23 protein-coding genes, 3 pseudogenes and 1 riboswitch are annotated in these 22876 nt (G+C 74.0%); of the genes and pseudogenes, 7 read left to right on the top strand and 19 right to left on the bottom strand.

Annotated features, from left to right (window positions below; genetic code table 11):
- Positions 1–44: 44 nt before the first annotated feature.
- Positions 45–172: riboswitch (cobalamin riboswitch) on the bottom strand.
- Positions 173–210: 38 nt separating this feature from the next.
- The 5 genes from LUW75_RS06380 to LUW75_RS06360 all read right to left on the bottom strand — a co-directional run bounded on the left by LUW75_RS06380 (position 211) and on the right by LUW75_RS06360 (position 4319).
- A complete protein-coding gene (locus tag LUW75_RS06380) occupies positions 211–765 on the bottom strand; it encodes a GNAT family N-acetyltransferase (protein ID WP_250334751.1) in 555 nt (184 codons plus the stop codon).
- A gap of 18 nt (positions 766–783) precedes the next feature.
- Positions 784–1395 (bottom strand): hypothetical protein, encoded by a 612-nt coding sequence (locus LUW75_RS06375; protein ID WP_250334750.1) that lies wholly within the window; start codon positions 1393–1395, stop codon positions 784–786.
- Between the two features lie 75 nt (positions 1396–1470).
- A complete protein-coding gene (mctP, locus tag LUW75_RS06370; protein ID WP_250334749.1) occupies positions 1471–3093 on the bottom strand; it encodes a monocarboxylate uptake permease MctP in 1623 nt (540 codons plus the stop codon).
- Complete coding sequence (locus LUW75_RS06365) at positions 3090–3353, bottom strand: DUF3311 domain-containing protein (protein WP_250337569.1); 264 nt, start codon at positions 3351–3353, stop codon at positions 3090–3092. Before LUW75_RS06365 ends, mctP begins: the two co-directional genes overlap by 4 nt.
- A 180-nt stretch (positions 3354–3533) precedes the next feature.
- Entirely contained in the window at positions 3534–4319 is a 786-nt protein-coding gene (locus LUW75_RS06360; protein ID WP_250334748.1) for a GntR family transcriptional regulator, read from the bottom strand.
- Positions 4320–4639: 320 nt separating this feature from the next.
- Here LUW75_RS06360 and LUW75_RS06355 point away from each other — a divergent pair, with 320 nt between their 5' ends.
- Positions 4640–6163, top strand: a complete 1524-nt coding sequence (locus LUW75_RS06355; RefSeq protein ID WP_250334747.1) for a glycoside hydrolase family 3 protein — start codon at positions 4640–4642, stop codon at positions 6161–6163.
- Positions 6164–6219: 56 nt separating this feature from the next.
- Here the strand turns inward: LUW75_RS06355 and nagB are convergent, their stop codons facing one another.
- Entirely contained in the window at positions 6220–7005 is a 786-nt protein-coding gene (nagB, locus tag LUW75_RS06350; protein ID WP_250334746.1) for a glucosamine-6-phosphate deaminase, read from the bottom strand.
- A 450-nt stretch (positions 7006–7455) separates the two neighbouring features.
- Here nagB and LUW75_RS06345 point away from each other — a divergent pair.
- Positions 7456–8911: pseudogene (locus LUW75_RS06345) on the top strand (sensor histidine kinase).
- Positions 8912–9036: 125 nt separating this feature from the next.
- Here the strand turns inward: LUW75_RS06345 and LUW75_RS06340 are convergent.
- A complete protein-coding gene (locus LUW75_RS06340; protein ID WP_003953983.1) occupies positions 9037–9294 on the bottom strand; it encodes a WhiB family transcriptional regulator in 258 nt (85 codons plus the stop codon).
- Positions 9295–9612: 318 nt separating this feature from the next.
- Positions 9613–10581 carry a diacylglycerol/lipid kinase family protein gene (locus LUW75_RS06335; protein ID WP_250334745.1) on the bottom strand — a complete coding sequence of 323 codons (969 nt, stop codon included), beginning with the start codon at positions 10579–10581 and terminating at the stop codon, positions 9613–9615.
- Positions 10582–10650: 69 nt separating this feature from the next.
- On the opposite strand from LUW75_RS06335, the gene LUW75_RS06330 reads away from it, so the two are divergent.
- Positions 10651–11073, top strand: coding sequence for a hypothetical protein (locus tag LUW75_RS06330; RefSeq protein ID WP_250334744.1), 423 nt, complete (start codon positions 10651–10653; stop codon positions 11071–11073).
- Positions 11074–11101: 28 nt separating this feature from the next.
- Here the strand turns inward: LUW75_RS06330 and LUW75_RS06325 are convergent, their stop codons facing one another.
- From LUW75_RS06325 to LUW75_RS06310, 4 genes and pseudogenes are all read right to left on the bottom strand, one after another.
- The gene (locus tag LUW75_RS06325) at positions 11102–12040 is read right to left on the bottom strand and encodes an RNA polymerase sigma factor SigF (RefSeq protein ID WP_462933697.1); all 939 of its coding nucleotides are present in this window, start codon (positions 12038–12040) and stop codon (positions 11102–11104) included.
- Positions 12040–12453, bottom strand: coding sequence for an ATP-binding protein (locus LUW75_RS06320; protein WP_028963827.1), 414 nt, complete (start codon positions 12451–12453; stop codon positions 12040–12042). The genes LUW75_RS06325 and LUW75_RS06320 overlap by 1 nt, the downstream gene beginning before the upstream one ends.
- A gap of 260 nt (positions 12454–12713) precedes the next feature.
- A complete protein-coding gene (locus LUW75_RS06315; protein WP_250334742.1) occupies positions 12714–13649 on the bottom strand; it encodes a 1-aminocyclopropane-1-carboxylate deaminase/D-cysteine desulfhydrase in 936 nt (311 codons plus the stop codon).
- A gap of 165 nt (positions 13650–13814) precedes the next feature.
- Positions 13815–14407: pseudogene (locus LUW75_RS06310) on the bottom strand (TetR/AcrR family transcriptional regulator).
- A gap of 142 nt (positions 14408–14549) precedes the next feature.
- On the opposite strand from LUW75_RS06310, the gene LUW75_RS06305 reads away from it, so the two are divergent.
- The 3 genes and pseudogenes from LUW75_RS06305 (at position 14550) to LUW75_RS06295 (ending at position 15919) form a co-directional block, all read left to right on the top strand.
- Positions 14550–15137: a dihydrofolate reductase family protein gene (locus LUW75_RS06305; protein WP_250334741.1), complete on the top strand. Its 588-nt coding sequence runs from the start codon at positions 14550–14552 to the stop codon at positions 15135–15137.
- A 19-nt stretch (positions 15138–15156) separates the two neighbouring features.
- On the top strand, positions 15157–15402 hold the full coding sequence (locus LUW75_RS06300; protein WP_250334740.1) for a hypothetical protein: 246 nt from the start codon (positions 15157–15159) through the stop codon (positions 15400–15402).
- A gap of 62 nt (positions 15403–15464) precedes the next feature.
- Positions 15465–15919 (top strand): annotated as a pseudogene (locus LUW75_RS06295) (DUF6304 family protein).
- Between the two features lie 218 nt (positions 15920–16137).
- Here LUW75_RS06295 and LUW75_RS06290 read toward each other — a convergent pair.
- From LUW75_RS06290 to sodN, 4 genes are all read right to left on the bottom strand, one after another.
- Positions 16138–16704: a hypothetical protein gene (locus LUW75_RS06290; RefSeq protein ID WP_250334739.1), complete on the bottom strand. Its 567-nt coding sequence runs from the start codon at positions 16702–16704 to the stop codon at positions 16138–16140.
- Positions 16701–17954 (bottom strand): DUF7224 domain-containing protein, encoded by a 1254-nt coding sequence (locus LUW75_RS06285; RefSeq protein ID WP_250334738.1) that lies wholly within the window; start codon positions 17952–17954, stop codon positions 16701–16703. Before LUW75_RS06285 ends, LUW75_RS06290 begins: the two co-directional genes overlap by 4 nt.
- Positions 17951–18697 carry an ABC transporter ATP-binding protein gene (locus LUW75_RS06280; RefSeq protein WP_250334737.1) on the bottom strand — a complete coding sequence of 249 codons (747 nt, stop codon included), beginning with the start codon at positions 18695–18697 and terminating at the stop codon, positions 17951–17953. The genes LUW75_RS06285 and LUW75_RS06280 overlap by 4 nt, the downstream gene beginning before the upstream one ends.
- Positions 18698–19389: 692 nt before the next feature.
- Positions 19390–19785, bottom strand: a complete 396-nt coding sequence (gene sodN, locus LUW75_RS06270) for a superoxide dismutase, Ni (RefSeq protein WP_250334736.1) — start codon at positions 19783–19785, stop codon at positions 19390–19392.
- A 159-nt stretch (positions 19786–19944) separates the two neighbouring features.
- Between sodN and sodX the strand changes: the two genes are divergently transcribed.
- The gene (sodX, locus tag LUW75_RS06265; protein ID WP_250334735.1) at positions 19945–20367 is read left to right on the top strand and encodes a nickel-type superoxide dismutase maturation protease; all 423 of its coding nucleotides are present in this window, start codon (positions 19945–19947) and stop codon (positions 20365–20367) included.
- On the opposite strand, the gene LUW75_RS06260 is transcribed toward sodX, so the two are convergent.
- From LUW75_RS06260 to LUW75_RS06250, 3 genes are all read right to left on the bottom strand, one after another.
- Positions 20274–20900: a CGNR zinc finger domain-containing protein gene (locus LUW75_RS06260; RefSeq protein ID WP_250334734.1), complete on the bottom strand. Its 627-nt coding sequence runs from the start codon at positions 20898–20900 to the stop codon at positions 20274–20276. The genes sodX and LUW75_RS06260 overlap by 94 nt on opposite strands.
- A 259-nt stretch (positions 20901–21159) precedes the next feature.
- Complete coding sequence (locus tag LUW75_RS06255; protein WP_284453805.1) at positions 21160–21927, bottom strand: amino acid ABC transporter ATP-binding protein; 768 nt, start codon at positions 21925–21927, stop codon at positions 21160–21162.
- Positions 21924–22859, bottom strand: a complete 936-nt coding sequence (locus LUW75_RS06250; RefSeq protein WP_250334733.1) for an amino acid ABC transporter permease — start codon at positions 22857–22859, stop codon at positions 21924–21926. The genes LUW75_RS06255 and LUW75_RS06250 overlap by 4 nt, the downstream gene beginning before the upstream one ends.
- Positions 22860–22876 lie beyond the last annotated feature (17 nt).

Below are 22876 nucleotides of genomic sequence, written 5' to 3'. Positions count from 1 at the left end.
GGCCCACTCCGCGAGGCCCGGACGTCTGGGCACCCGGGCCGGACGGTCCGGGCGCGCTGCCGGCAGGTCGTCGGACTCGCGGGTACGCGAAGGGCACACCGGTACACCGTTGCGGGACAGTTCCGGACTCACACCGGATTCCCCTGCTGCGACAGCGAGGACGAGCATACATGTGGGGGGAGTCGGATACGGCACCCCCCACATGTTGTGTCAGAGTGTCAGCTCGTACACGTGGAGGGGCAGCCCGGGCAGGGGCTCCCAGTCCCGGTGCGGGGCCCTGGCGAAGCCCATCCGGTCGTACAGCCGCCGGGCGGCGACGGCCTCCGGCACGACCGACAGCACGAGCCGTACGCACCCTTCGCGGGCGCGCGCCCGTTCCGCGCACGCCTGCACGAGCGCCTCGCCCACGCCCCGCCCGCGCGCCGCGCCGTCCACGGCGAGCACCCGGAACTCGGCCTCGTCCGGGCCCGCGATGTCCGCCCACGGGGTGCCGCCGGACGGGACGAACGTGACGCCGCCGAGGAGGGCGCCGTCCGGATCGGCGGCGACGAGCACCTCGGCCTCGGCGGCCCGGCGGGGCACGTCGCGCAGCACGTCGAGGTACGGGTCGTCGGCCCCGTGGGTCAGCAGGCGGTCGTCGAGGTAGGCGCGGGCGCTGATCTCGCCCAGGGCGGCGTGCTCGGCGGGACGCACCGGGCGGATGGTGAAGCCGGCGGCGGGCGGCGCGGGAGGCGGTACGGAGGGCTGGGTCGTGGCGGCGTCCATGGCCCTCAGTGTGCCCGATCAGCCGCTCGTTCCCACGTCGTTCCGCGGGGCGCCGTCGCTCTCGGGAGGCAGGTCGCCGCGGTCGACGGGCCGGCCGGGGGCGAGGTCGGGCAGGACGGCGTCCAGCTCCTCGTCCGAAGCGCGGCGGGCGCGTTCGGCGGCGCCCCGCAGGGTGCCGCGGTCCACGGCGCGGTCGGCGCCGACCCGGATGCGCAGCCCGTTCTCGAAGCGCAGGTACGCGTGGCCGTGCTCCGCGGCCAGGTACCAGCCGGCGCCGTCCCTCTCGCAGGGCGTGCCCCCGGGGGCGCCGCCCGCACCCGCGGCCGTCCGGGCGCAGCCCGCCGCGTCCACGCCGCCGCGCTCGACGGAGAGGGTGATCGTGCGGCCGCCCTCCGCGACGTACGAGGCGGAGAACCCGTCGTCGCCGAGGACGCCCACGGACTGCTCGGCCAGGTCGAAGCCGTCGGCCCGCGTGACGTACACGTGCTCGGGCCGGGTCCGCAGGGCGGCGGCGCGGGCTTCCAGGACGGCCCGGTCGGGTGTCCGCGCCCCGGCGGCGGACGTGCCGCAGGCGCTGAGGAGCAGCGGCAGGGCGAGGACGAGGAGCTGCGGGGCGGGGCGGCGTCTCATCCGCCCATCCTCACGCACGCGCGGAGGGTCCCCGCACCGGGGTGCGGGGACCCTCCGCGGTCCGGGCGGCCCGCCTCAGTGGCCCGTTCCGACCTTCGGCAGCTCGGGGGTGACGCCCGGGTCGCCGGTGTCGGCGGTGTAGTCGGACGCCGCCGTCTCGTCGACGCCCTCCGGCGCCCCGACCGTCCGCAGCACGACGGTGAGGACGACCGTGACCAGCAGGTTCAGTACGAACGCGGTGAGCCCGACGTAGCCGATCTCGCCGATGCCCGGGATCTCCGCCGCCGAGCCGCCGAAGTGCTTCTGCGTCGGACCCGCCACGTTGTACGCGGTCCACGTGCCGTACACCATGCCGACCGCCCAGCCGCCGAGCAGCGCCCAGCGGTGGAACCAGCGGGTGAACAGGCCGCCGACCAGCGCCGGGAAGGTCTGCAGGATCCAGATGCCGCCCAGGAGCTGGAAGTTGATGGCGACCGTCTTGTCCATCGTCAGGACGAAGACGAGCGCCCCCACCTTCACCAGCAGCGACACGAGCTTGGACACCTTGGTCTCCTGCTCCGGGGTGGCGTCCGGCTTCAGGAAGTCCCGGTAGACGTTGCGGGTGAACAGGTTCGCCGCGGCGATGGACATGATGGCGGCCGGGACGAGCGCGCCGATGCCGATCGCGGCGAAGGCCACGCCCGCGAACCAGTCCGGGAACATGTCCTCGAACAGCTGGGGGATGGCCAGCTGGCCGTTCTGCACCGTGATGCCGGCGGCGATCGCCATGAACCCGAGCAGCGCCAGCAGACCCAGCATCAGCGAGTACAGCGGCAGGATCGTCGTGTTGCGGCGGATCACGTCGCGGCTGCCGGACGACAGGGTCGCCGTGATCGAGTGCGGGTACATGAAGAGCGCCAGCGCCGAGCCGAGCGCCAGCGTGGCGTACGTCCACTGGCCCGCCTCACCGGGTACGAGCGCCCCGCGCGGCTTGTCGGTGACCGGGTTGACCTGGGCGAACGCGTCGCCCGCCGCGCTGAAGACCGCGTCGAAGCCGCCCAGTCTGATCGGGATGTAGACGATGGCGACCACGATGACCAGGTAGATCAGCGCGTCCTTGACGAAGGCGATCAGCGCGGGGGCGCGCAGCCCGGAGGAGTAGGTGTACGCCGCGAGCACGCCGAAGGCGATGAGCAGCGGCAGGTCCTTGACGAACCAGTGGGTCGACGCGCCGCCGCCGACGCCCATCACGTCCAGCACGGCCTGGATGCCGACCAGCTGGAGCGCGATGTACGGCATGGTGGCGAGGATGCCGGTGACGGCGACCGCCAGCGACAGGCCCCTGGAGCCGAACCGGCCGCGCACGAAGTCGGAGGTGGTGACGTACCCGTGCCGGTGCGACACCGACCACAGGCGGGGCAGGAAGACGAAGATCAGCGGGTAGACGAGGATCGTGTACGGCACGGCGAAGAAGCCGGCCGCGCCCGCCGCGTAGACCGCCGCGGGGACGGCGACGAAGGTGTACGCCGTGTACAGGTCGCCGCCGAGCAGGAACCAGGTGATCCACGTGCCGAACGAGCGCCCGCCCAGGCCCCACTCGTCCAGGCTGTTCTCGTTCTCGGCCCTGCGCCAGCGGGCGGCCGCGAAGCCGAGGACCGTGACGAGCAGGAAGAAGAAGACGAAGACGGCGAGCGCGACGCCGTTGACACCGTCCTTCACCGCCCCGCACCCCCGTCCCGGGAGGAGCGGGCCCGCTGGTCGCGGTGCCACAGCTTGTAGGCCACCATCGTCAGCGCGGTCGACAGGAGGACCCACAGCATCTGGTACCAGTAGAAGAACGGGACCCCGATGAGCACGGGCTCCGTCCGGGCGTAGGACCCCACCCAGAGCATCGCGACGAACGGGGCGACCAGGCAGAGCGCGATCACCACCCGTACGGGAGTGACGACCGGTTGTTTCCCTCGTACCGCCTCGGACATGACGAACCGTCCCCTCGTGATCAACCGTGGATGCGGTGAATCTAGGGGACGGCCCGGCCGCGGGGAACCCGTTGCCGGATAACAGTGTGACTGCGGCCACCGCTGTGACCCCCGTGAACGGAAGGGGCCGCCGGGACCACGGCGCCCCGGCGCCGGGCCGGCCCTCCGCCCCCGGCGGCGCTAGCCCCCGGCGGGCCGCCTGAGGCGTGCCACGAACTTGTAGCGGTCGCCCCGGTAGACCGACCGGACCCACTCCACGGGGGCGCCGTGCTCGTCGACCGAGTGGCGGGAGAGCATCAGCATGGGCAGGCCCACGTCCGTACCGAGCAGCCCGGCCTCGCGCGGGGTGGCCAGGGAGGTCTCGATGGTCTCCTCGGCCTCGGCCGGCCGCACGCCGTACACCTCGGAGAGGGCCGTGTAGAGGGAGCCGTACTTCGCCAGGGAGCGCCGCAGCGCCGGGAAGCGCTCGGCCGACAGGTGCGTCGTCTCGATGGCCATCGGCTCCCCGCTGGCGAGGCGGAGCCGCTCGACGCGCAGCACCCGCCCGCCGGGCCCGGTGCCGAGCAGCTCCGCGAGGGCGCCGTCGGCGGCGACGTACCCGACGTCCAGCAACCGGGAGGCCGGCTCCAGGCCCTGGGCCCGCATGTCCTCGGTGTACGAGGTGAGCCGCAGCACCTGCGAGACCTTGGGCTTCGCCACGAACGTGCCCTTGCCCTGGATCCGCTCCAGGCGGCCCTCGACGACCAGCTCCTGGAGCGCCTGGCGCACGGTGGTGCGGGAGGTGTCGAACTCGGCGGCGAGGGCGCGCTCCGGCGGCACGGGGGTGCCGGGGGGCAGCGTCTCGGTCATCTCCAGCAGGTGGCGCTTGAGCCGGTAGTACTTCGGCACGCGAGCCGTGCGGTCCGCCGCCCCGTTCCCGGACGGGAGTCCGCCCGTGGTGTCCGTACCGCCACCGTCCGTGGCCATGGCCCGCCTCTCCGACTCCTGTGCCGCCGCCGTCGGCTCCCCGTCCGCCGCGGCCCACATGGTGGCACGGACCGGTCCCGGGTCGTCGTCCCTGCTCGGGTGTGGGACCGGTGGCGGACGCGACAGCTCCTCTTATACACCCCCGGCACTCCCGGAAACCCGGGCCGGACCCGGTCTCGGTCCCGGCCGGGCGCCCGCCGCCCGCCGCGGGGCTCCACGGGGGGCGGCGGCGCGGGCATGATGGCCGTCCCGATCCCTCCCCCTCCTCCGGCGCCGGCCGCGGGACCCGCGGCCGGCGCGGTGAAAGGACGGCCGGTCCCATGGCCCCACGCGCACGCGGCGCCTCCGGCACGCTCTCCCGCGACGCCCTCACCGTCCTCCAGCCCGGCTTCACCGGCACCGCCCCGCCCGACTGGCTGCTGCGGCGCGTCGGCGAGGGGCTGGGCGCGGTCGGCCTGTTCGCCCGCAACATCGCCGCGCCCGAGCAGCTGACCGCCCTCACCGCCCGGCTGCGCGCCGAGCGCGAGGACCTCCTCGTCGCGGTCGACGAGGAGGGCGGCGACGTCACCCGGCTGGAGGCGCGCACCGGCTCCTCCTTCCCCGGCAACCTCGCGCTCGGCGTCGTCGACGACCCGGACCTGACCCGCGCCGTCGCCCGCGAGCTGGGCCGCCGCCTCGCCGCCTGCGGGGTGGACCTGGACTGGGCGCCCTGCGCCGACGTCAACTCGGACCCGGACAACCCGGTCGTCGGCGTGCGGTCCTTCGGCGCCGACCCGGAACTCGTCTCCCGGCACACCGCCGCGTACGTCGAGGGCGTGCAGTCCGCCGGCGTGGCCGCCTGCGCCAAGCACTTCCCCGGACACGGCGACACGAATGTGGACTCACACCTCGCGCTGCCCCGTATCGATGTGGAACCGGACACACTGTACGCCCGTGAGCTGGCACCTTTCCGGGCGGCCGTCGCCGCGGGTTCCAAATCGGTGATGAGCGCGCATATCCTGCTGCCCGCGCTCGACCCCGACCGCCCCGCCACCCTCAGTCCGCGGATCCTCACCGGACTGCTGCGCCGGGAACTGGGCCACGAGGGGCTGATCGTCACCGACGGCATGCAGATGCGGGCCGTCGCGTCGGCGTACGGCATCGAGCGCGGCTCCGTCCTCGCGATCGCGGCGGGCGCCGACGCCGTCTGCGTCGGCGGCGACCCGGCGGACGAGAGGACCGTACTGGGCCTGCGCGACGCGCTGGTGGAAGCGGTACGAACCGGTGAACTGCCCGAGGAGCGGCTGGCCGACGCGGCGGCGCGGGTGCGCGCCCTCGCGTCCTGGACCCGGGCGCACCGGGCCGGGGGGGCCGGCTCGGGGCCGGGCGCGGCGGTGCAGGAGGGGACCGCGCCCGGCCCCGGCATCGGTCTGGCGGCGGCGCGCCGCGCGCTGCGCGTGACGCCCGGGAAGGAGCCGTACGCACCGCCGCGCCCGGCCCCGTACGTGGCGTCCTTCGTCCCCGGCTCCAACACCGCGGTGGGCGGTGCGACCCCGTGGGGCGTCGGCGCCGAACTGGAGCGGCTGCTGCCGGGGACGCGGACCGGGACCCACGGCCCGGACGCCGCCGCCGGGGACGTGCTGCGGGAGGCCGGGGGGCGTCGCGTCGTGGCCGTCGTGCGCGACGCGCACCGCCACCCGTGGATGGCGGAGGCGCTGGACGGGCTGCTCGCCGCCCGCCCCGACACGGTCGTCGTGGAGATGGGCCTCGACCACGCCCCGCCGCGCGGGGCCCTGCACATCGCGACGCACGGGGCGGCGCGGGTCTGCGGGATCGCGGCGGCGGAGGTCGTCGCCGGCGCGTAGCGCACCCGGCCGGGCGGGCGCCGGACGGGCCCTCCCGGGCGCGGCGCGGGTGCGTCCTACAGTCCCTGCCAGGCGGGCTTGTGGGCGTAGGCGCGGCGGAAGTAGGCGGCGAGCTCCAGCCGGGAGGCGGCCGCCTCGTCGGCGACGACCGTCGCATGCGGGTGCAGCTGGAGCGCGGACGCCGGGACGGACGCGGCGACCGGGCCCTCCACGGCCCGTGCGACCGCCTCGGCCTTCCTCTCCCCGGTGGCGAGGAGGACCAGGTGGCGGGCTTCCAGGATGGTGCCGACGCCCTGCGTGACGACGTGGTGCGGCACCTGCTCGACGTCGCCCCCGAAGAACCGGGCGTTGTCGGCCCGGGTCTGCTCGGTGAGCGTCTTGACGCGGGTGCGGGAGGCCAGCGACGAGCAGGGCTCGTTGAAGCCGATGTGCCCGTCCGTGCCGATGCCGAGGATCTGGAGGTCCACGCCGCCCGCCTCGGCGAGCGCCCTGTCGTACGCCTCGCACGCCGCCCGCACGTCCTCGGCGCCGCCGTCCGGGCCCATGAACGCCTCCGGGTCCAGACCCAGCGGCTCCACGACCTGGCGCAGCACCGTGGAACGGTACGACCCGGGGTGTCCGGTGGGCAGTCCGACGTACTCGTCGAGCTGGGCGATCCGGAGGCGCGAGACGTCCACCGAGCCGGAGCGGACCCTGGCCGCCAGGGCGGCGTAGACGGGCAGCGGCGTCGAGCCGGTGGCCACGCCGAGCAGGGCGTCGGGCTTGCGCCGCAGGAGGTCCGCGACCGCCTCGGCGACGAGTTCGCCGCCTGCCTCGGCGTCTCGGACGATGACGACTTCCACGCTGGCCTGCCGATCTGGGAGGAGGGAGGGAGGGGCGCACGGAGGGAGGTATAGACCAATTTACCGGAGCGGGGCCCGCCTTCCCAGACTCCGCCCGGGCTGATCGCGGCGGGGGAGCGCGGGGACCGGCCGGGGCCCGCCCCGGGTCCGGACGCGCCCACGGGCCGCGGCGCCGCGACGGGACCCTCGACCCGTCCGGCACCGCAACCCGGGGCCGCGACGGCCGGGGTGTGCGGTCCCGCGGCCGCGGGTGAGGCTCGGCGCGGCCGGGGCGGGGAGCGCCGGAGCCTCGGTCCGCCCCCCGTGCGGGGAGGGCGGAGGTCTTCACCCGTCCTCGTCGGACCGGTCCGCACGCCCGGCGACGGAGGAGGGGCTGCCGCTCCATCCTCCCCCACGGACCGGCAAAGCACCAGGTTCGACCGCGCGAGTACGCTCGCAGACGTGCCCTCCATGAACGACCTCGTACGCCAGCACACCGCCCTCGGGGAGTCCGACCTCGAGTGGCTCCACCTGCTGGTCTCGGAGTGGCAGCTGCTCTCCGACCTGTCCTTCGCCGACCTCGTGCTGTGGGTCCCCACCCGCGACGGCGCCCGCTACGTCTCCGTCGCGCAGATGCGCCCCAACACCGGACCCACCTCCTACCAGGACGACATGGTGGGCCGCCTCATCCCCCGGGGCCGCCGCCCGCTGCTCGACGCCGCCCTCGACGAGGGCCGCATCGTGCGCGAGGGCGACCCGGAGTGGCGTGAGGAGGTCCCCGTACGGGTCGAGTCGATCCCGGTGCGGCGGGAGGGCCGCGTCCTCGGCGTGATCGCCCGCAACACCAACCTGCTCACGGTCCGCACGCCCTCCCGGCTGGAGCTGACCTACCTCCAGTCCGCCTCCGACCTGGCCCAGATGATCGCAGCCGGGGCCTTCCCCTTCCCCGAGCAGCAGGTCGACATGGACGCCTCGCCGCGCGCCGGCGACGGCCTGATCCGGCTCGACGCCGAGGGCGTCGTCCAGTACGCCTCGCCGAACGCGCTCTCCGCCTACCACCGCCTCGGCCTCGCCGCCGACCTGGTCGGCCAGCACCTCGGTCAGATCACCGCCGAACTGGCGCCCTCCCGCGGCCCGGTCGACGAGGCGCTCGTCAAACTGGCCAGCGGCTACGCCCCGCGCGAGACGGAGGTCGAGGGCAACGGCGGCGTCATCCAGCTCCGCGCGATCCCCCTCAAGCCGAAGGGCACCCGCATCGGCTCGCTCGTCCTCCTCCGCGACGTGACGGAACTGCGCCGCCGGGAGCGCGAGCTGATCACCAAGGACGCCACCATCCGGGAGATCCACCACCGGGTGAAGAACAACCTCCAGACGGTCGCCGCGCTGCTGCGCCTCCAGGCCCGCCGGATGGACTCCGACCGGGGCCGGGAGGCGCTGGACGAGGCGGTGCGCCGGGTCGGCTCGATCGCCATCGTCCACGAGACCCTGTCGCAGAACCTGGACGAGCGCGTCGAATTCGACGACATCGCGGACCGGGTCATCTCGATGGTGGCGGAGATCTCACCGGGAAAGGTCGCCTGCCGGCGCAACGGACGTTTCGGCATCCTCGACGCGGAGGTCGCCACCCCCCCTGTCCATGGTGCTCACCGAGGTCCTGCAGAACGCCCTGGAGCACGCCTTCGCCCCGGCCGAGCAGGGCACGGTCGAGGTCACGGCGGTCCGCGGCGACGGTCGGCTGCTGATCACCGTCCGGGACGACGGCCGGGGGCTGCCGGAGGGCTTCGACCCGCAGCGCGCGGGCAACCTGGGGCTGCAGATCGTACGGACCCTGGTGGAGGGGGAGTTGGGCGGCCGGTTCACCATGCGCCCGGCCCCCGGCCGGGGGACGCGGGTGGTGCTGGACGTCCCGGTCCGCGCGCAGAAGTAGCCCCCTCCGGCCGGCCGGAGGGGGTGCGGACGACAGCGAGCCCCGGACCGCATCCGTGCGGTCCGGGGCTCGAACGCTGTGGGTTACTGCTGCGCGCTGCTACTCGGGAGGCGCGATGACGGTGCTCAGGCGCTGGCGTTCCGCGCCCGGTTACGGGCGGCGCGGCGCTTCATCGCACGACGCTCGTCCTCGCTGAGGCCGCCCCAGACACCGGAGTCCTGGCCGGACTCGAGCGCCCACTGCAGGCACTGCTCCATCACGGGGCAGCGACGGCAGACGGCCTTGGCTTCCTCGATCTGCAGCAGCGCAGGACCGGTGTTGCCGATGGGGAAGAACAGCTCGGGGTCTTCCTCACGACAAACGGCGTTGTGACGCCAGTCCATGGCTGCTACCTCTCCTTGGTGTTGCATGCAAGTTGCTTGTGAATGTGAACGCTTTCACGAATCCCCCCGCAAGTGAAGGGCCGACTGCCAGACGGACTGGTGTGGTCCTGGATTCGAGGAGGGGTTCTGGCTCTCAGTGGAGGCCGGTTCTGCGGGCCGTCCCGATCGCCAGGAAGAGACTCGCAAACCTCGACGACGGATACAACCCCTTCCAGAAAGTTTTTTTTGATTCCTCGGTGTCGGCTAGGTCACAGCCGTACTTCTATGGGGTGGATCCCGGTCCATACGTTCGAGATAAAGGGTCAACAGCCCTTCTGCTCACACAATCACACCCAGTGCACGGCGAACGCCTGTGAACGTCACGCTCGTACGGAGTCCCAGGTGGTCTCCGTCCATCTGAAACGGCAGCGGGACCTTGGAATGCAAGGTGAAGTCGATCTGGTCGTGCAGGGAGATCGCGTGTCTGCCCTGGGGACCGCGCTCCGGGGTGGACGTCAGCAGCTGCGTCCCGTACCGGGCGACGGCGGGACCCGACAGGCGGCTCAGCCCCAGCACGTCGAGCGCCTTGTCGAAGGACGCCTCCGGCGACGCGTACACCGGTTTGTTCCCCAGGAAGGTCCAGGGAGAGGTGTTGCAGACTATCGACAGCACCAGTCCCTCGACCGGGTCGAGGCCCGGTCGCTCCAGGGTGATCGTGCCGTGCCGCCGGTGCGGGTCCGCCAGCAGCTGGCGCACGACCTGACGCAGGTAGAGCGCGTGCGTCGACCGCTTGCCGCGCTCGCGCTGCTGCTCGACGCGGCCGATCACCCCCGCGTCGAAACCGAGGCCCGCGCAGAAGGTGAACCAGCGGGCCGGCACGCCCTCGTCCTCCGTCCCGGGGGTGCCGGCCGCCAGGCCCAGCCCGATCGTCCGGCTCCGCCGCTCGCGCAGGGCGTCGAGGATCGCGCCGGTCGCCTCGACCGCGTCGTTCGGCAGGCCCAGTGCGCGGGCGAACACGTTCGTGGACCCGCCGGGCACCACCGCCAGCCGCGGCAGCCGGTCCGGGTCGGGGCCGCGGTGCAGCAGGCCGTCGACGACCTCGTTGACGGTGCCGTCCCCGCCGAGCGCGACGACCAGGTCGACGTCGCCGGCGTCGGCGGCCCGCCGGGCCAGGTCCCGGGCGTGGCCCCGGTACTCCGTCGTCACGGCGTCCAGCTTCACCTCGCTGGCGAGGGCGTGGATCAACACGTCGCGGGTGCGGGCGCTCGTGGTGGTGGCTGCCGGGTTGACCACGAGGAGTGCGCGCATGCCCGCCAGGTTACCCACCGTGCGGTACCGCGCCCAGGCGGGCCGGGAGGGGGCGGCTACCCTGCTGGGGTGAGCAGCAACGAACGCAGCCCCGCCCCAGCGCCGCGCCCCGCCCGTGTGACGGCCGCCGCGGCGGTGACCGGGCTGGAGGCGCTCGCCCTCGTCGCCGGGGGCGTCTACGTCCTCGTGAACGCCCTGGTCGGCACCCCCGACGGCTTCACCCAGGCCCTCACCGGCGGCGCGACCCTCGTCGCGCTCGGCCTCATCCCGCTGCTGGCGGCGCGGGGCCTGCTGCTGTGCCGCAGCTGGAGCCGGGGGCCGGCGGTCATCACGCAGATCATGGCGCTGCCGGTGGCGTACACGCTCCTGACGGGCGCGGGCGCGGCGGTCCCGGCGGGGATCGCGCTGGCGGTGGCGGCGGTGGCGGCGCTGGTGCTCCTGGTCCACCCCGCGACCACCCGGGCGCTGGGCATCACCGGCCGCACCCCCTGACGGGCCGCCGGACCGCCGGCGGGCCGGGTCACTCCTCCACCAGGAGCCTCTCCCGGAGCTGGGCCAGCGTGCGGGCCAGCAGCCGGGAGACGTGCATCTGGGAGATGCCCACCTCCTGCGCGATCTGCGACTGCGTCATGTTGCCGAAGAACCGCAGCAGCAGGATCCGCTTCTCCCTGGGCGGCAGGCCCTCCAGCAACGGCTTCAGCGACTCCCGGTACTCGACGCCCTCCAGGGCCTCGTCCTCCGCGCCCAGCGTGTCCGCGACGGCCGGCGACTCGTCGTCCGTGTCGGGCACGTCCAGCGAGAGCGTCGAGTAGGCGTTCGCGGACTCCAGGCCCTCCAGGACCTCCTCCTCGGAGATCGCCAGCCTCTCCGCCAGTTCGTGCACGGTCGGTGACCGTCCGTGCAGCTGCGACAGCTCCGCCGTCGCCGTCGTCAGCGACAGCCGCAGCTCCTGGAGCCGCCGCGGGACCCGGACCGCCCAGCCCTTGTCGCGGAAGTGCCGCTTGATCTCGCCCACGACCGTCGGCGTCGCGTACGTCGAGAACTCGACGCCCCGCTCCGGGTCGAACCGGTCCACGGACTTGATCAGCCCGATCGTCGCGACCTGCGTCAGGTCGTCCAGCGGCTCGCCCCGGTTCCGGAACCGGCGTGCGAGGTGCTCGACGAGCGGCAGGTGCATCCGCACCAGCCGGTTGCGCAGCTCGGCCCGCTCCGGCGAACCGTCCGGCAGGCCGCGCAGCTCGACGAACATCGCCCGCGCGCCGCTCCGGTCCTGCGGGTCGTGCCGCTGGTTCCTGCCCCGCTGCCCGCTCTCACCCGTCCGCGTCCGCTCCGGCGCCTCCGCCGGACCGTCCACCGGGTGCGGCCGCGCCTGCTGTTCCGGGATGCCCGCGATGCCCTCCGCCGCGTCCACCGCCCGTGGGCCGCGCTCCTCGTCCCGCACCGGACCGTCCCCGTCCATCACGCCGGCCCGGGTCCCGCGCCGCGCTGTTTGTACAGGCTGATCGAGACCGTGCGGTCGTCGGCGACCGAGGAGTCCACCTTGCCCGCCAGGGCGGACAGCACCGTCCAGGCGAACGTGTCCCGCTCGGGGGCGCGACCGTCGGTGGTGGGCGCCGACACCGTGACCTCCAGCGAGTCGTCGATCAGCCGGAACACGCAGCTGAGGACCGACCCGGCCACGGCCTGCTGGAGCAGGATCGCGCACGCCTCGTCGACCGCGATGCGCAGGTCCTCGATCTCGTCGAGGGTGAAGTCCAAACGCGCCGCCAAACCGGCCGTGGCCGTACGCAGCACGGACAGGTAGGCACCCGCAGCGGGCAGCCGGACTTCCACGAAGTCCTGGGTCCCGGGCTCGCCTGCGATCTGGGACACCCTCACCTCCAAGGTGGCACAAACTCGTTCGGGGGCCGGGGGAGCGAGATCCCCCGGAGCCGTGCGGTACGCGAAACGCGTGGTCCCTGTGACGCTACCGCGATCCGCGCCGCCGTGTCGCCGGGGACCCCGGACCGATGGGTGTGACTCATGGTAGACACATGGGCACGTACGGTGGGTAGGGGGTTGCGGCGGCCAATCCCGAGGATCCGGCGGAGGGTTGACGTACCCAGCTCCCGGGCGGTCGAACCGCCCGCGGCTCAGGCGTGCCGCCCCCCGTCCGGATCCGGCCGCCCGGTCACCACCGCGGCGACCGTCGTACCCGGCGCGAAGGCGCCCTCCTCGGCCAGCGCCACCAGCGCGTACAGCATCTTGGCGACGTACAGCCGCTCCACCGCCACCCCGTGGCGCGCCGCGAAATCCTCCGCGAACGCCTCCAGCACGGGGCCCGTCCGCCCGTACCCGCCGAAGTGGAAGCGGTCGTCCAGGCTCCATTCGCCGGCCGGGCCGCCGAACGCCGCCGTCTGCAGCGCCCGCACCTCCGCGCCCAGGAATCCGCCCCTCAGGACCGGCACGCCCAGCGCCCGCTGCCCCGGCGCCAGGCCCGCCGCCAGCCCGGCCAGGGTCCCGCCCGTGCCGCACGCCACCGCCACCACGTCCGCCCGGCCCCGCAGCTCCCGGCCCAGCTCCGCGCAGCCGCGCACCGCCGCCGCGCCGCTGCCGCCCTCCGGGACGACCACCGTGCCCTCCGGCGCGTCCTCCAGCAGCCGCGCCACCACCTCCGGGTCGCCCTTCGCGCGGTACGTCGCCCGGTCGACGAAGACCAGGCGCATCCCGTCCGCCGCGCACCGCTCCAGCGACCGGTTCAGCGGCCGCCCGGCCAGCTCGTCGCCGCGGACCACGCCGACGGTCGGGAAGCCCAGCAGCCGTCCGGCCGCCGCGGTGGCCCGCAGGTGGTTGGAGTACGCCCCGCCGAAGGTCAGCACCGGCCGCCCGGCCGCCGCGGCCAGGGTGGGGGCCAGCTTCCGCCACTTGTTGCCCACCAGGTCCGGGTGGATCAGGTCGTCGCGCTTGAGCAGCAGCCGCAGTCCGCGCCGGGCGAACCGGTCGTCGTCGACCGGCCGCAGCGGCGAGGGCGGCCGCGGCTCCAAGGCGGCGAGCCGCGGCTCCGGGGCGGCGGGGTCGCGTGGGATCACCCGCCCATTGTGCGCGCCCGCGGTCCGGCTCGGGCGGGGCCCGGTCCTGGGCGGGCCGGGTTCGGCCTCGGGCGGGGGGGCGGTCCGCTCCGGACGGGGCGGAGGAGCGCCTCCCCGGCCGCCGTGCGCGGCGGGGCCGCGGTCCCGGTCCGTGCGGGCCTCCGGCTACCGGTCCCGGTCCGTGCGGGCCTCCGGCACGATGCGTTCGACGAGGGCGTCGACCGTCCGGTCCAGCTCCGCCGGGGGAGCACGCCGGGCAGGGTGAGGTGCTCCAGCAGCAGGCCGGTCATGGCGAGGTAGAGGGTGAGGACGGTGCCGGCGTCGCCGGGCAGCCCCGAGTCCAGGTGGAAGCGGGTGCTGCGGTCGAGCTCCTCGCGCACGGCCCTGCTCAGCTCGGCCCGGAGCGCCGGGCGGCGGGTGGCCTCCAGCCGCAGCTCCAGCATCGCCAGGTAGCCGGCGCGCTCCTCCGTCATGCGTTGGACCAGCCACTTCATCAGTCCGGCGACCAGCCGGCGGTCGGGCTCGGGGCGCATCGCCGCCTCGATCCGCTCGGGCGGCGGGGTCATGCGGACGTGGATGCGGGACCCCACCTGGGTGAGCAGGTCGTCCCGGCTGGAGAAGTAGTTGGACGCCGTGCCGGCCGGGACGCCGGCCCGCGCGTCCACCGCCCGGAACGTCAACCCCCGGGCCCCCTCGCGGGCCAGTACGTCGATGGCGGCGTCGAGCAGCGCGAACCTGCGCGCCGGATTGCCGGCCATGGGCCTTCCTCCCTCTCCGCCCCGGCGGGGCGGGTGTCCGAAAATCGTCCTTGCTGCAACCACTACAGGCGTAGCACTATGACTGTAGTGGTTGTGGGCCACGCCGCCCCATCGAACCCCCGAGAACGCGAAGGACCACGGTTTGCGCACCCTGACGTACCTCGTCGCCTGCTCGATCGACGGCTTCATCGGCGACCCGGAGGGCGACGCCTCCTCCATGTTCCGCTTCCTGGACGAGGAGTACCTCGGCTATCTCGCCACCGAGTACCCCGAGACCGTCAACACCGAGGGGCGCCGGGCGCTCGGTATCGCCGACGCCCCCAACCGGCACTTCGACACCGTCATCCAGGGGCGCGGCAGCTACCGGCTCGGCCTGGACGCCGGCATGCCCAGTCCGTACGGCCACCTCCGGCAGATCGTCGCCTCCCGCACCATGGGGGCCTCCCCCCACCCCGACGTGGAGATCGTCGCGGACGACCTGGCCGCCCGCGTCCGTGCCCTGAAGGCGCGGGAGGGGCCGCTCGGCATCTGGCTGTGCGGCGGCGCCGGCGTCGCCGGTGAGCTGATGGACGAGGTCGACGAGCTGGTGGTCAAGACGTACCCGCAGCTCTACGGCTCGGGGATGCCGATGTTCGGCGGCGTCCGCTTCGCCCTCGCCGACTTCGTCCTGCACGACGTCCGGAGCTTCGGCAACGGCGTCGTCGTCCGCCGGTACGGCCGGAACCGCTGAACCGCAATACCCTGGAGGCATGGGCAGCGAAGGACGCCGTACCGTCCGCCGCCCGCGGGAGGCGCCGGCCGCCGAGCCGGTGTGCCCCTCCTGCGGACAGCCTGTCGGTAAGGCCATACACCGGAGCAAGGTGCTCGGCGCGTGGGTCCCCACCTGGCGGCCCCGACCGTGCCACAACCCGCGGTGCGACCTCTTCGGGAGGGCGCCGCACGAGGCCGCGGAACGGCCGGAGGACGACCGGGGCGACAGCGCCGAGATCACCTGAAGTCGGGCGCCGGGGGTGTCCGGGGTCACGCCGGGGACGGATGTACCGCTACAGTCCGCGCCATGTCATCGGAGTCATCGGAGTCGACCGACGTCTGGACCGGCTGGTACCGGGACCGCCGGGGAGCGGAAGCCATCCTCATCACGTCGGACGGACGGAACGTCAGCACCCGTGTCAGGGGGTGCGTTACTCGGGCGGCGGCTTCGCCGACCTGCGCGCGGCCGGGGAGAGCGGCGGGCTGCCGCTGACGGGCTGCGTACTCGAATGGGACCTGCCGCTGCCCGTGCTGACCGACGGAACGGCCCAGCAGGCCACACTGAGCTGCCTGTTGACACTGGGCGAGGCGCTCCCCGACGGATCGCCCGAGCGGACGGACCTGCAACTCACCCTGCACTGCGGCGGAGCGGCGTACGAGTCGGGGGTGACCGGCGGCGACTTCGACCAGGCCCTCGGCCGCATCCTGCGGCAGCTCCCGCCCGGCACGCGCTTCGCCCGCGACCTGATCCAGGCGGCGTGACCGCGCACGCCGCGCCTCCCGCCGCGACGCGGAGGCGCCCCGCACGGTGCCACGCGGGGCGCCTCCGCGCGTAGGGGACGCGGGCTTTGGGCCGGTGCCCCGGCCGCACGCGGCGACGGCGGCGTCCGGGCTCCGCGGTCGGGAGGACGGCGGTGGGCGGCGGGCCCCGGGACGCCGCGGCGCCCGCCGGCCCCGCCGCTGCGGGCGCGGCGTCCCGGTCACCGGCGCCCCGCTCCGGTCGCCTTCAGCGCGAGGGCGAACAGGACCGCGGCGACGAGCCAGGCGGCCACGCTCCCCGCCGGGTGGAGGGTGAGGGCCCACCAGGTGTGGACGGCGTGCCCCGTCGGGTCGTGGACACGCCCGAGCATGACGTTGAGGATCAGGAACAGCAGCCCGGCGGCGGCCGCCGCCGCCTCGTTGGCGAGGCGGCGTACGAGGAGGGCGAGGGCGAGGAGCAGCGTGGTGTTGCGGGCGACGTCCAGGCCCACCACCAGCCCCGCCGCGTGCGCGAGCACCACGGTGAGGACGAGCGCTCCCAGGTCGAGGAGGTGGACGGGGACCGCCGCGGTGCTCTCCGCCTCCCACAGCCGCCGCTCCAGGCAGTACATGACGGCGACCACGACCAGCACCGGCGTGAAGTAGGCGAGTTGGGTACTGCCCATACCGCCGTTCAGGCTCGGCACGGGGATGTCGGCGGCCCCCACGGCCACGCAGACGAGGACCAGCAGGGCGAGTGCGGCGGGAACCGTCCACCATCGGCGCACGGCGATCGTGTAGTGCTTCACGGGGTAGCGGGCCCGCAGCCCTCTCCGCTTCCGGCGGTCGCGTGGAACCAGCGGCTCTGCTCCCCGGCGGGGAGCCGGCGGACGTCGCGGAGCGCAGCCCAGTCCGCCGCGGGCATCCCCTGCCGGACGGCCCGCTCGTCCACCCCGATCACCAGGGCGGCCCAGGCCGTCGCGAGGGAGCCCGGCTGCCGGCAGTCGGCCGATCCCGCCAGTACGGCCGTCCCGGCCACCGCGGACTGGGCCAGGTTCGCCGCGTACTGGTCGTCGGCACCGGGGGAACGACGTGCGGGGAGGCTCCAGTACAGCGGCCACGTACCCGGTTCGAGCCGGGCGCCGGCGGAGGTGATCCGCAGTTCCCGGGGCGCGGCCACGCCGGCGGCCCGGAGGCGGCCGAGCGGGGCCAGGGCGTCCCGGCGCAACCGCTCGGCGTACGGCTCGTACTCCGGCGGCACGCACACCCGCGGGGCCTCGCCCGTACAGGACGGGGCGACGCTGCGGGGACTCGTCGGGCGGTGGTGGCCCCAGTCGGCGACCAGGAGGCGCCCGGCGGCGAGGGCGCCCACCGCCACCAAACCGCCGACGGCCACGGCCCAGGCACGCCGGCGCGGCCGGACCGGGAGCCGGCAGGCGAGGGCGAGGCAGGCCACGACGAGCCACGGCACGGCGTACACGGCCGGCTCGCGGACGTCGGTGACGGACGACGTCCCGTCGATGAAGCCGCCGAGGTGACGCACCCAGGCGTTGCCGGTCGCGTGCGGTACGGCCAGCCAGGTCCAGCAGCCGATGCCGGCGACGGGCGCCGCGACGCTCCTGGGGAGGACTTCCCCCAGGCTCCACCCGATCACCAGCCAGCCCAGGGGCAGCACCACCAGGTGCGCCGCGGCGAGCCACCCGGAACCGCCGGGCCACACGCCCACGGCCCCGCGGGCCATGACGAGCACGCCCGTGACGAGGAGGAGGTGCAGGAGCAGCGCGGGTGCGGCGGCCCGGAGAAGTCGTCGGACCGGGCGCCGGGCGCCGGTGTTCCGCACGGCGCCCATGAGGCGGTGGCGGCCCGACTCCCACGCGGCGGCCCCGGCCAGCACCGGCGCGATGACCACCACGCCGTACGCGGCCAGCTCGCCGGACTCGACCCCGTACCCCGACGGCACGGTGTGGGCGGCGTCGTCGATGTACAGGGCGAGGTAGAAGAAGGCGGGCGGCAGCAGCCAGGGTGCGGCCGACGAGCGGAGGGTGGCCCAGGTGATCACTCGGCCGCCTCCAGCAGCGACGCGTACGCGCTCTCCAGGCGCCGGCCCGGAGCACAGCCGGGCCGGGCGCGTGCGGCGAACTCGTCGACCGTCCCCCGGAACCTCGACCGGCCCGCCTCCAGGACGACGACCTCGTCGAACGCCTCGTCGAGGTCGCCGATGTCGTGGGTGGAGACGATCACGTGGACGGTGCCGCGGAGCGAGATCAGCAGATCGAGGAAGCGGCGGCGCTGGTGCGGGTCCAGCCCCACGGTGGGTTCGTCGAGCAGCAGCAGTTCGGCGTCGTGGACGAGGGCCTGGGCGATGGCGATCCGCTGCCGCTGTCCACCGGACAACGTCCTGATCTTGTCGGTGAGCTTGTCGGCGAGCTCCCCCCGCTCGATCGCCCGCGACGCCGCCCGCCAGGCGTCGCGCTCTCGCATGCCCTTGAGCCAGCCCACGTACGCCACGTGCTCCCTGCACGTCATCCCCGGCAGGAAGCCGGGACGCTGCGGCAGCCACGACACCTTGCGCCGGTAGGCCCGTACGTGTTTTCGGTCGGCCGGGTCGAGCCGCCCGTACCGGACGGACCCGGAGCGGGGCGCGGTGGCGCTCGCGCCCAGGGACAGCAGGGTGCTCTTACCCGCGCCGTTGGGACCCAGCAGGACGGTGTGCCCCGGTGAGAACCGCAGGTCGAGCCGGTCGAGGACCGGTCGTGAACCGCGCGGGTAGCGGAAGGTGCAGGCTTGGTAGTGCAGGGGCACGGAGGGACCTCGGCGCAGTGGAAGGAGGGGCGCCTCCGCCCTGCGGTGCGCGGAGGCGGGGCGCGGGTGCGTCCGTGGGCGACGATAGGCGAGTCGATCGTCGGGCCGGTGGCCTTTTCGCCTCGCTGGCTGCAAGCAGCCGGTCCGCGGAGCCTCCGCGCCGCCCCCGCCCCACCCGGCCCCGCGGCCGGTGTCCCGGGCGGGGGCGGCTGCGGCGGGACCGGGGCGGTGGCGGAACCGGGAGGCCGGTGGGCGAGGGCTCTCGCCGTTCGGGGCGTGGCCGGGGGAGGGGCTTCCCGGGCGGTCCGCGCGGGCCTTCCCCGTCGGCGCCGCCGTGCGCTCCGGCGGCGCGGAACGGCGCGCCGTGGCGAGCGGCCGGGAGGTCCGCGCCGTCAGCGCCCCGCTCGCGGCGGAAGCGGTCCACCGCGTCCTCACGGGGCGGACCGGGGCGGTCGGCGTCGCCTCCGCCGGCGCGGCCTTCGACGCGCGCGACCTCCTGCACGCCCCGTCCGCGCGCGTCCCGCCCGAACGGCCCCGAGCGGACTTCGGACCGCGCTCCGCCGGGGCACCGGCCGGGAGAAGAGGACCGCACCCGGGCCGTCGGAGGCGCCGTGTTCGGCGGACCGCGGACCGGGTGCGGACCCGGAGACGCTGCGACCGGGGAAGCCGCGGGTCGCAGGGGTGATCGAAGATCAGGCCTTCTTGGTCTCCCAGAAGATGCGGTCGATCTCGGCGATGAGCTCCAGGGCCTTCTCGCCGGTCTTCGGGTCCGTCGACGCCTTGGCGGCCGACAGGGCCTTCAGGGTGTCGTTGACCAGCTGGTGCAGCTCCGGGTACTTCTCGAAGTGCGGGGCCTTGAAGTAGTCGCTCCACAGCACGGAGACGTGGTGCTTCGCGAGCTCGGCGCGCTGCTCCTTGATCACCGTGGCGCGGGCCTGGAAGTGCGGGTCGTCGTTGGCGGCCATCTTCTCCTGGACGGCCTTGACCGACTCGGCCTCGATACGGGCCTGGGCGGGGTCGTAGACACCGCAGGGCAGGTCGCAGTGGGCGCTGACCCTGACCTTCGGGGCAAACAGGCGGGAGAGCATGCAGCTGTCCTTCCTCGTGATCGTCTTCTCAGGTGGGACATTACTCGGTGGGGGAGCGGTTTTCGCGAGTGCCCCCTGGGGCTTAGGACGAAAGTCCGGGAAGATCGTGGGACTGGTGGAGGAACGACGCACGGGAACCCCGGCAGGCGGTGGACGCTGATGACGGAACGGGGGCGCGAGCCCTTGCTGCCCTTCGGGATCGCGGAGGTGACGGGGCCCTCCATGGTGCCCGCGCTGCACCACGGCGACCGGCTGCTGGTGCACTACGGCGCGCCGCTGCGCCCCGGCGCGGTGGCCGTGCTGCGCCACCCGCTCCAGCAGGACCTGCTGATCGTCAAGCGGCTGGCGGAGCGGCGCGAGGGCGGCTGGTGGGTGCTGGGGGACAACCGGGCCGCCGAGGCGGTGGACAGCAGGGCCTTCGGAGCGGTCCCCGACGAGCTGGTGCTGGGCCGCGTGCGGGCGCGGTACCGGGGCGTCCGGCCCGGGCGTCAGCGGTCCGTCGGCGTCGTGCTGGCGTGGCTCCTCTCGGCCGTGCGGCCGGTGCCCGCGCGCTCGGTCTCCAGGCGCTTGCGGGCCCGGTAGGCGGCCACGTTCGCGCGGGTGGCGCAGCGGTCGGAGCAGTAGCGGCGGGAGCGGTTGGTGGAGGTGTCCAGGTACGCGTTGCGGCACGGGACCGCCTGGCACAGGCCCAGCCGGTCGGCGCCGAACTCCGTGAGGTGGAAGGCCAGGCCCATGGCGGCGACGGCGGCGTACCCGGCGGTCGCGTTCGACGGGTGCTCGGCCAGGTGCATGTGCCAACGGGGGTGGCCCTTGTCGTCGAGCAGGTCGTGGCCGGAGATCTGCGGGCTGACCGGGAACTCCAGCAGCAGCGAGTTCAGCAGGTCCACCGCCCGGGACCGGTCGCCCTCGTCGGCCGCGGTGAAGACCGCCCGCAGCCGCGCGCGCACCGCCCGGAACCGGTTCACGTCCGTGTCGGTCAGCCGGCGGGACATCTGGGTCATCCCGTCGAACAGGTCCCGCACCGCCTCGACGGAGGTGAGGGCGTCCCTGCCGCGCGCCGGTTCCTCGGTGTTCACCAGACGTACGGCGTAGTCCGAGTAGGAGGCCAGTTCCACGAGAAGTCCTCACCGGGGCGGTTTTGGGTCCGACGATTCAAGGGTAAGGGACGAGGAGAGCTTTCGGCTGTTACCCGGAGCATCGTGTCCGATCGTGCCCCCGCACGCTCAACGCCACACGCGCCACATGCGGTACCGCGAAGGGGCCGCGCCCCCGGTTCCCCGGCGCCGCGCACGCCCCCGCGAGGCACGCGGAGGAGGGGCGGTAGGGGTGCCGGGCACCCGTACCGCCCCTCCGCCGCGCGGCCCGCCGGGCCGGTCAGAGCACCTTCGACAGGAACGCCTTCGTCCGGTCGTGCTGCGGGTTCGTCAGGACGTCCCGCGGGGTGCCCGACTCGACCACCACGCCGCCGTCCATGAACACCAGCGAGTCGCCGACCTCGCGCGCGAAGCCCATCTCGTGGGTGACCACGACCATCGTCATGCCCGACTCGGCCAGGTCCCGCATGACGTCCAGCACGTCGCCCACGAGCTCCGGGTCGAGCGCCGACGTGGGCTCGTCGAAGAGCATCAGCTTCGGCTCCATCGCCAGGGCGCGGGCGATCGCCACCCGCTGCTGCTGGCCGCCGGAGAGCTGGGACGGGTAGTGCCCGGCGCGGTCGCCGAGGCCGACCCGGTCCAGCAGTTTCAGCGCCCGCTCCCGGGCCACCGCCTTGGACTCCCGCCTGACCTGGACCGGGGCCTCCATGACGTTCTCCACGGCCGTCATGTGCGGGAAGAGGTTGAAGCGCTGGAACACCATGCCGATGTCCCGCCGCTTCAGCGCGACCTCGCTGTCCCCGAGCTCGTACAGCTTGTCGCCCTTCTGGCGGTAGCCGACCAGCTCGCCGTCGACGTACAGCCGGCCGGCGTTGATCTTCTCGAGGTGGTTGATGCAGCGCAGGAACGTCGACTTGCCGGAACCGGAGGGGCCGATGAGGCAGAACACCTCGCCCGGCGCCACCTCCAGGTCGATGCCCTTGAGGATGTGCGCGGTGCCGTAGGACTTGTGGACGCCCTCGGCCTTCACCATGGCGGTCGCGGTCATGCCGTGCCTCCCTGCCGGCTGGAGAACGACAGCAGGTGCGTCTTCACCTTCTGCCACGGGGTGGCCGGAAGCGAGCGGGAGCTTCCGCGCGCGTAGTACCGCTCCAGGTAGTACTGCCCGACACTGAGGATCGACGTCATGATCAGGTACCAGGTGGCCGCCAGGAACAGCATCTCCACCGGGGCGCCGGACGCCTGCCCGATGTCCTGCGCGTTGCGCAGGAGTTCGTAGTACTGCACCGCCGCCACCAGCGAGGTCGTCTTCAGCATGTTGATGACCTCGTTGCCCGTGGGGGGCACGATGACGCGCATGGCCTGCGGGACCACGATGCGGCGCAGGGTCTTGCCGTGGCTCATGCCCAGCGCGTGGGCGGCCTCGGTCTGGCCCTCGTCGACCGCGAGGAGGCCCGCCCGGCAGATCTCGGCCATGTACGCGGCCTCGTTGAGACCCAGGCCCAGGAGCGCCGTGAGGAACGGCGTCATGAAGTCGGACCACTCGTCCTTGTAGACCGGGCCGAGGTTGATGTACTCGAAGACCAGGCCCAGGTTGAACCAGACGAACAGCTGGACCAGGACCGGGGTGCCCCGGAAGAACCAGATGTAGAACCAGGCGATGGACGAGGTGACCGGGTTCTTCGACAGCCGCATGACGGCGAGCAGGATGCCGCCGACGATGCCGATGGTCATCGACAGGACGGTCAGGAGCAGCGTCTGGCCGACGCCCTCGACGATCCGGTCGTCGAAGAAGTAGTCGGGGATCGCGTCCCAGTTGATCTTGCCCTGCGCGAACGCGTAGACGATCGCGACGAAGGCGGCTATGGCGACGGCGGCGCTGGCGTACCGGCCGTAGTGGCGGACCGGGATCGCCTTGATCGCCTCGGGGCCGGAGGGCGGGACGGAGCCCCCCGGGTCCTTCTTCAGGTCAGTTGTCACAGTGGTGGTGCCTCTCA

This window comes from Streptomyces sp. MRC013, assembly GCF_023614235.1.
Taxonomy (GTDB): domain Bacteria; phylum Actinomycetota; class Actinomycetes; order Streptomycetales; family Streptomycetaceae; genus Streptomyces.
Note: the sequence above shows the minus strand (reverse complement) of the source record. Positions and strands in the feature narration are given on the sequence as shown.

Coding starts and splice junctions, on each gene's coding strand:
- LUW75_RS06380 (WP_250334751.1), bottom strand. CDS start 765: ATGGACGCCGCCACGACCCAGCCCTCCGTACCGCCTCCCGCGCCGCCC.
- LUW75_RS06375 (WP_250334750.1), bottom strand. CDS start 1,395: ATGAGACGCCGCCCCGCCCCGCAGCTCCTCGTCCTCGCCCTGCCGCTG.
- LUW75_RS06365 (WP_250337569.1), bottom strand. CDS start 3,353: ATGTCCGAGGCGGTACGAGGGAAACAACCGGTCGTCACTCCCGTACGG.
- LUW75_RS06360 (WP_250334748.1), bottom strand. CDS start 4,319: ATGGCCACGGACGGTGGCGGTACGGACACCACGGGCGGACTCCCGTCC.
- LUW75_RS06355 (WP_250334747.1), top strand. CDS start 4,640: ATGGCCCCACGCGCACGCGGCGCCTCCGGCACGCTCTCCCGCGACGCC.
- LUW75_RS06340 (WP_003953983.1), bottom strand. CDS start 9,294: ATGGACTGGCGTCACAACGCCGTTTGTCGTGAGGAAGACCCCGAGCTG.
- LUW75_RS06335 (WP_250334745.1), bottom strand. CDS start 10,581: ATGCGCGCACTCCTCGTGGTCAACCCGGCAGCCACCACCACGAGCGCC.
- LUW75_RS06325 (WP_462933697.1), bottom strand. CDS start 12,040: ATGGACGGGGACGGTCCGGTGCGGGACGAGGAGCGCGGCCCACGGGCG.
- LUW75_RS06300 (WP_250334740.1), top strand. CDS start 15,157: ATGGGCAGCGAAGGACGCCGTACCGTCCGCCGCCCGCGGGAGGCGCCG.
- sodN (WP_250334736.1), bottom strand. CDS start 19,785: ATGCTCTCCCGCCTGTTTGCCCCGAAGGTCAGGGTCAGCGCCCACTGC.
- sodX (WP_250334735.1), top strand. CDS start 19,945: ATGACGGAACGGGGGCGCGAGCCCTTGCTGCCCTTCGGGATCGCGGAG.
- LUW75_RS06255 (WP_284453805.1), bottom strand. CDS start 21,927: ATGACCGCGACCGCCATGGTGAAGGCCGAGGGCGTCCACAAGTCCTAC.